Genomic DNA, 6,377 nt, shown 5'->3' with positions numbered 1-6,377 from the left:
TCGAGACTTGCGCTTCGCGCGGCGCTTTCGAGGCCGAAACGGCGAGACGGGCCTCAACCCTTGGAGGTGTCTCGTAAAACTCGACGCGGGGGGTGCGTCGGCGTGGATGTTGCGGGTTGATATGTGGACCTGCTTTGGAGGGGGCAAGTCTTCGGGGGTTTTCGGGGGTCTTCGGTCACACCCCGCCGGTGGCTATGGGCATGCGGACCGAGTTCCCCCATTCGGTCCAGGAGCCGTCGTAGTTGCGTACCATCTCGCGGCCCAGTAGGTACTTCAGGACGAACCAGGTGTGGCTGGAGCGTTCGCCGACGCCGCTGTAGACGGTGACCGGGCCCGGCTCGATGGTGCCGTAGATCTCGTCCAGTTCGGCGCGGCCGCGGAAGCGGGAGCCGGGGGTGAGGGCGCTGGTCCAGGGGATGTTGACCGCGGTGGGGATGTGGCCGCCGCGCAGGGCGGTGCGGGGTCCGCCCTCGCCGGGGTCGCCCGCGTACTCGTGTGGGGAGCGCACGTCGACCAGCGGTTCGCCCAGGTGCTCGAGGACATCCTCGCGGAAAGCGCGGATCGACGTATCGTCCCGCTCGACCTGCGGATACCGGCTGCGGGACGGTTCGGGGGTTTCGACGACCATGTCCCGACCCTCGCCGACCCAGGCGTCGCGGCCGCCGTCCAGTAGCCGGACGTCCCGGTGGCCGAACATGGTGAAAAGCCACAGCGCGTGGGCGGCGTGCGAGTTACCGTCGTTGCCGTACAGCACGACGGTGTCGTCGTGTTCGACGCCCTGGGAGCGCATGAGTTCGGTGAACCGCTCGCCATCGATATAGTCACGGGTCACCGGGTCGTCGAGGTCGCTGCGCCAGTCGAGCTTGCTGGCCCCGGGAACATGGCCTATGCCGTAGAGGAGGACGTCGGCATTACATTCGATGATCTTCAAACCGGACGTGCCGAGGTTTGCCGACAGCCATTCCGTGGTTACCAGACGGTGTGGGTGCGCATAGGAAGCGAAGGCGGGATATGGGTCCGGGGCGACGGGCACGTTCGGGTTCCTTCACAGGAGGCGGGCAGTGCTGACGACAGGTTCGAGCCGCACTGTGGATAGTAAGTGTGGCTTGACGTGAATCTGTTGATGAGCACAGAGTCGGTGCAATGGGCGATTTGATCGCACATGTCTCCGATAAAGTCTCCCGGAAGGAGGGGTGAGCATGTCTGATTCTTGGCCGCGGCGGCGCCTGCTCGCGATCCTCCGCGGCGCGAGCGAACCCTTGGACGCGCAGCAGCTCGCGCAGATCACCGGCCAGCATGTCACCACGGTGCGGTTCCATCTCGACATCCTCACCCGGGAGTCGCTGGTCCGGCAGTTCCAGCAGCCGCCCCGCGGCCGGGGCCGGCCGCGGATCGGGTACCGGGCGGTCCAGCGGACCATCGGCTATCAGGACCTGGCCCAGGTGCTGGCCGACCAGCTGGGACCCGATCCGGAGCAGCAGGCGGCCGCCGGCCGGGCGGCCGGACAGGCCTGGGGAGCCAAACTCGACACCGCCGGTGAACCGGTCGAGTCGGTACGCGATGCCAAGGATCGCGTCGTCTCGCTGATGTCGGAGCTGGGTTTCGCCCCGGAACGGGACGGGCGGGAGAACGCCGCCCGTGATCCCGATCAGAGCGCGGTGGTCCGGTTGACGGCGTGCCCGCTGCGCGATCTGGCGCGTACCCATACCGAAGTGGTGTGCGGGGTGCATCGTGGGCTGCTGGCGGCGCTGCTGGAGCGTTCCGGGGCCCAGGGCGTGGTCGAGGCCGAACTCGTGCCGTTCGTGACCGAGGAGATGTGCGAGGTGCGACTGCGGCGAGTGGGTCCGCCACCGGCGCAGGCCCCGGCCGCGGAAGCGGCGGACGCCGCGGTGACCGCCGCGCGCCGCTCGCAGCACGGGCATATCGATGCGGCCGCCGGGCAGGCGGCGCGGTTGTCGCGGGTATCGGGCCAGACGGTGCCGCCGGGCAGCCAGTTGCCGCCCGCGTCCGCTTCCCTGGACTCGGACCCGTTTCCGCCCGCTACCGGGCCGCTCGGACCGTCGGCGGGGCAGCAGGGCGGTCGGGTGTTCCGCGGCGCTTCGCCCTCAGGCGCGGTCGGCCCACAGTTGGGCGACGCCAACCCCCACTTCCTGGAGCAGTCGGCGCAGCAGTGGTAATCCGATCCCGACGACGCTGGAGGGGTCGCCGTCGATCCGGTCGACGAACCAGCCCCCCAGTCCGTCGAGGGTGAACGCGCCCGCCACCTGCAGCGGCTCACCGGTGGCGATATAGGCGTCCAGTTCGGCGGGGTCGGGTTTACCGAAGTGCACGGTGGTCGCGCTGCAGTCGACCGCCTCGGTGGTGACGACGCCGTCGCGCACGCGCAATACGCAGTGCCCGGTGACCAGGTCCGCGAAATGCCCGGCCATGGCCTGCCAGCGGGCCAGGGCCACCTCCGGCGTATGGGGTTTGCCCTGGAGTTCACCGTCGATCAGCAGCATGGAATCGCAGCCGACGACGACCAGATCGGGATCCGGCGCCTCATCGGCCAGGGTGGACGCGACGGCCCGGGCTTTCGCCCGGGCCAGTTCGACGACCACTTCCCGGGGGCCGGTACCGGCCGGAAGGGCCGCCGCTACGGCGTCCTCGTCCACATCCGACACTCGGACGAGGGGTTCGATGCCCGCGGCGCGCAATACCGACCGGCGGGCGGGTGACGCGGACGCGAGGACCAGCCGGGTCACGTCTGAAATTCTCCTGAGGTCGGTGTCAGAACCGCAGATGCGACAGCTGCGGGTAGGAGTACGGCGAGAACGGGGAGTTGCCGCGGTGCATCATCGTCGGCTTGCCCCACAGATCCTGCGGGCCGGACTCGGCGGGCGCCGAGCCCCCGGCGGCAGCGGTGAACACACACACCAGCGCGGCGATCTCCGCGTCGGTCGGCGCACCCTTCTCGATCACGAGGAACGGCTTCTCCCCGTTCGTCGCGGCGGCAGTGCCCGCGGCGGCTTCGGTCGCGGTATCGGCCGGCACATCCCTGGTGGCGAGGTCCAGTTCCGCTGCGGCCAATACTTCTTCTTCTGCCACAATCGTCACAGTGCCAGATCCTCTCTCTTGCCCCGAGCGGGCTCGCGCGGTTCAGCGGAACCCGGTCGATCTTCTCTCACCGATCGCATACCCGAAATCAGTGTGCGGCCTACAGAGCGTATCGCCGGATCACAGCGGGATGTTGCCGTGTTTCTTCGGAGGCATGGTCACCATCTTCCGCTCCAGCAGCCGCAGCGCGGAGACGATCTGGCCGCGAGTATGCGACGGAGGGATCACCGCGTCCACGTAGCCGCGTTCGGCGGCGACGTACGGATTGACCAAGGTGTCCTCGTACTCGTTCTGCAGTTCCAGGCGCAGTTTGTCCACGTCGGACCCGTCGCGGGCGGCATCGGCCAGCTTCTTGCGGTACACGAATCCGACCGCGCCGGAGGCGCCCATGACGGCGATCTGGGCGGTGGGCCAGGCCAGGTTCACATCGGCGCCCATATGCTTGGAACCCATGACGTCGTAGGCGCCACCGTAGGCCTTGCGGGTGATGATCGTGATTTTGCCCACAGTGGCCTCACCGTAGGCGTAGAGCAGCTTGGCGCCGCGCCGGATGATGCCGTTGTACTCCTGGTCGGTGCCGGGCAGGAAGCCGGGCACATCCACCAGGGTGATGATCGGGACATTGAACGCGTCGCAGGTGCGGACGAACCGCGCGGCCTTCTCCGACGCATCGATATCGAGGCAGCCGGCGAACTGTGTGGGCTGGTTGGCGACGATGCCGACGCTGCGGCCGTCGACCCGGCCGAAGCCCACGATGATGTTCATGGCCCGCTCGGCCTGGATCTCCAGGAATTCGTCGTCGTCGAGCAGCCGGCGGATGACCTCGTGCATGTCATAGGGCTGGTTCGGCGAATCCGGGATCAGCGTGTCGAGTTCGAGATCCTCCTCGGTGAGCGATTCCTCGATCGCGCCGGGGATCGGGTCCGAGGCCGGGAAGCGCGGCGTCTCGGCGCGGTTGTTGCTCGGCAGGTAGGACAGCAGGTCCTTGACGTAGTCGAGGGCGTCCTGTTCACCGGAGGCCACATAGTGCGCGGAACCCGACTTCACCATGTGGGTGTGGGCGCCGCCCAGCTCCTCCATGGTGACCTCTTCGCCGGTGACGGTCTTGATGACGTCCGGCCCGGTGATGAACATCTGGCTGGTCTGGTCGACCATCACCACGAAGTCGGTGAGCGCGGGGGAGTACACGTGCCCGCCCGCGGCGGCGCCCATGATCAGCGAGATCTGCGGGATGACGCCGGAGGCCTGGATATTGCGGTGGAAGATCTCGCCGTAGAGGCCGAGCGAGACCACGCCCTCCTGGATACGCGCGCCGGCGCCCTCGTTGATACCGATCAGCGGCCGGCCGGTCTTGAGGGCCAGGTCCATCACCTTGACGATCTTCTCGCCGTACACCTCGCCGAGGCTGCCGCCGAACACGGTGACGTCCTGGCTGAAGATGCACACCTCGCGGCCGTCGATGGTGCCGTAGCCGGTCACCACGCCGTCGCCCAGCGGGCGCTGCTTGTCGAGACCGAAGTTCACGCTGCGGTGCCGGGCGAGGGCATCGAGTTCGACGAAGGAACCCTCGTCGAGCAGGGCGAGGATGCGCTCCCGCGCGGTCATCTTGCCCTTGGCGTGCACCTTGTCGATCGCGGCCTCACCCATCGGATGCTGGGCTTCTTCCAGCCGATTCCGCAGGTCAGCCAGTTTGCCGGCGGTGGTGTGGATATCGGGCGCACCTGCCGAATCCGGCGTGGGCTGCTGCTGGACACTCGTCATGGCTCGGAGTGTAACCAGAGCCGCACCGCGCTGTTAACCCAGATCCTGCTACTGGTGAGTAGAACCCGGTCGAGAAAACCCCAGGTGGACAAGTCGTCACCGGTTCATATGTGTACCGCGAATCGCGGCAAACGTCCACACGACACGCGACGGTGATCCGTCACAAGACCAGCCCCTCCGGTTCGTTAGCGCGCGGCCCGCGATTAATTCGCTTTCGCTCTACGGTGCCGGACAATACCCTTGTGGCAGGCCACTTTTGGAACACAGAGGGGAGGTGGCCCGCTATGTGGCACTGGACAACTCGAGACGGCCGATTCCCGGAGGCCTTGGCGTTCACCCGGGTGACCGAGCCGGAACCCACCATCACCGAAACAGTCGCCGAGAGCGAATCCGAAGAGACCGACGCCGTGGAGAACGAGGCGATGTCCGCGGCGTCCCGGCCCATCGGCTACGACCTCGCCGGCTAGACCCGGTGGTCACCGCACCCGCCGTGCGGTGACCACCGGCCCCGGCCAGTACCCTGCCCTGGTGCAGAGGCCACCGTTGGACGTCGAACAGTTGCGGCGAACGCTGACCGGAACCCCGGAACTGGCGTTCTTCACCGGAATCGACGTGATCGAATCGACCGGATCCACCAACGCGGACCTGATCGCACGCGCCGCGGACCCGGATATCGACCGGGTCGTACTGGTCGCGGAAGCGCAGGAGAGCGGCCGCGGCCGCCTCGCCCGCGCCTGGGCCAGTCCACCGCGCGCGCAGATCGCCCTGTCCCTGCTCGTCCGGCCCGAGGGCCTGGACCCCGAAGCTCTCGGCTGGTTGCCGCTGCTCACCGGAATCGCCGCGGTCGACGCGCTCACGACCACCGCCCGGGTGCCCGCCGCCCTGAAATGGCCCAACGATGTACTGATCGAGGGCCGCAAGATCGCCGGCATCCTGGCCGAAGTCGCCGCCGCGGGCCCGCGCCCGGCGATCGTGGTGGGTATCGGCATGAACGTGAGCCTCACCGCTGACGAACTCCCCGTGCCGCACGCCACCTCGCTGGTTCTCAGCGGCGCCGCCGATACCGACCGCACCCGCCTGGTGCTGTCCTTCCTGACCCAGTTCGCCCGCCGCTACACCCGGTGGCAGGAATCCGGATGGGCCGCGGAGGCGCTCGCCGACGCCTATCGGGAACGGTGCGCGACGCTGGGATCGCGGGTCCGGGCGGAACTGCCGGGGGGCGGGGTGCTGACGGGGATCGCTCGCGATATCGATTCGGCGGGGCGGTTGCTGATCGAGGACCGGGCGGTGGCGGCGGGGGATGTGACACACCTGCGGCCGGGGGACTGAGAGTTCCGGCGGGGAGGCCGGGTTCCTGGGTCGGGGGGTCCGGGGCGACGAGGCGGAGTTGGTCGCTCTGGGGAAGTGGAGTCTGCTTGTCACGGTGGGGGGGTGTCCCTATGGTGTTCGTCAAGCCGCTGAGGTTGCTGGTGACCGGTAGGGCTGTTTGTTGCCGAGCATGGCGTAGAGGACGTCGCAGC

7 protein-coding genes are annotated in these 6,377 nt (G+C 68.1%); 3 read left to right on the top strand and 4 right to left on the bottom strand.

Annotated features, from left to right (window positions below; genetic code table 11):
* Window positions 1-175: 175 nt before the first annotated feature.
* On the bottom strand, window positions 176-1,033 hold the full coding sequence (locus ABZV91_RS31885) for a sulfurtransferase (protein ID WP_355249433.1): 858 nt from the start codon (window positions 1,031-1,033) through the stop codon (window positions 176-178).
* A gap of 166 nt (window positions 1,034-1,199) precedes the next feature.
* Here ABZV91_RS31885 and ABZV91_RS31880 point away from each other — a divergent pair, with 166 nt between their 5' ends.
* Window positions 1,200-2,177: a transcriptional regulator gene (locus ABZV91_RS31880; RefSeq protein WP_355249432.1), complete on the top strand. Its 978-nt coding sequence runs from the start codon at window positions 1,200-1,202 to the stop codon at window positions 2,175-2,177.
* Here ABZV91_RS31880 and ABZV91_RS31875 read toward each other — a convergent pair.
* The 3 genes from ABZV91_RS31875 to ABZV91_RS31865 all read right to left on the bottom strand — a co-directional run bounded on the left by ABZV91_RS31875 (window position 2,106) and on the right by ABZV91_RS31865 (window position 4,857).
* Window positions 2,106-2,744: a nucleoside triphosphate pyrophosphatase gene (locus ABZV91_RS31875; RefSeq protein ID WP_355249431.1), complete on the bottom strand. Its 639-nt coding sequence runs from the start codon at window positions 2,742-2,744 to the stop codon at window positions 2,106-2,108. The genes ABZV91_RS31880 and ABZV91_RS31875 overlap by 72 nt on opposite strands.
* A 25-nt stretch (window positions 2,745-2,769) precedes the next feature.
* Window positions 2,770-3,096: an acyl-CoA carboxylase subunit epsilon gene (locus ABZV91_RS31870; protein ID WP_355249430.1), complete on the bottom strand. Its 327-nt coding sequence runs from the start codon at window positions 3,094-3,096 to the stop codon at window positions 2,770-2,772.
* Window positions 3,097-3,216: 120 nt separating this feature from the next.
* Window positions 3,217-4,857 (bottom strand): acyl-CoA carboxylase subunit beta, encoded by a 1,641-nt coding sequence (locus ABZV91_RS31865; protein WP_355249429.1) that lies wholly within the window; start codon window positions 4,855-4,857, stop codon window positions 3,217-3,219.
* Window positions 4,858-5,141: 284 nt separating this feature from the next.
* On the opposite strand from ABZV91_RS31865, the gene ABZV91_RS31860 reads away from it, so the two are divergent.
* Both ABZV91_RS31860 and ABZV91_RS31855 read left to right on the top strand, forming a co-directional pair.
* Entirely contained in the window at window positions 5,142-5,324 is a 183-nt protein-coding gene (locus ABZV91_RS31860) for a hypothetical protein (RefSeq protein ID WP_355249428.1), read from the top strand.
* A 91-nt stretch (window positions 5,325-5,415) separates the two neighbouring features.
* Entirely contained in the window at window positions 5,416-6,186 is a 771-nt protein-coding gene (locus tag ABZV91_RS31855) for a biotin--[acetyl-CoA-carboxylase] ligase (protein ID WP_355249434.1), read from the top strand.
* Window positions 6,187-6,377 lie beyond the last annotated feature (191 nt).

Origin of the sequence: Nocardia sp. NPDC004568 (genome assembly GCF_040609955.1) — a bacterium.
Classification (GTDB): Bacteria; Actinomycetota; Actinomycetes; order Mycobacteriales; family Mycobacteriaceae; genus Nocardia.
Note: the sequence above shows the minus strand (reverse complement) of the source record. Positions and strands in the feature narration are given on the sequence as shown.

Bases quoted from the DNA above. Each gene is read 5' to 3' on its own strand.
- ABZV91_RS31880 (WP_355249432.1), top strand. From the start codon at position 1,200: ATGTCTGATTCTTGGCCGCGGCGGCGCCTGCTCGCGATCCTCCGCGGC.
- ABZV91_RS31865 (WP_355249429.1), bottom strand. From the start codon at position 4,857: ATGACGAGTGTCCAGCAGCAGCCCACGCCGGATTCGGCAGGTGCGCCC.
- ABZV91_RS31860 (WP_355249428.1), top strand. From the start codon at position 5,142: ATGTGGCACTGGACAACTCGAGACGGCCGATTCCCGGAGGCCTTGGCG.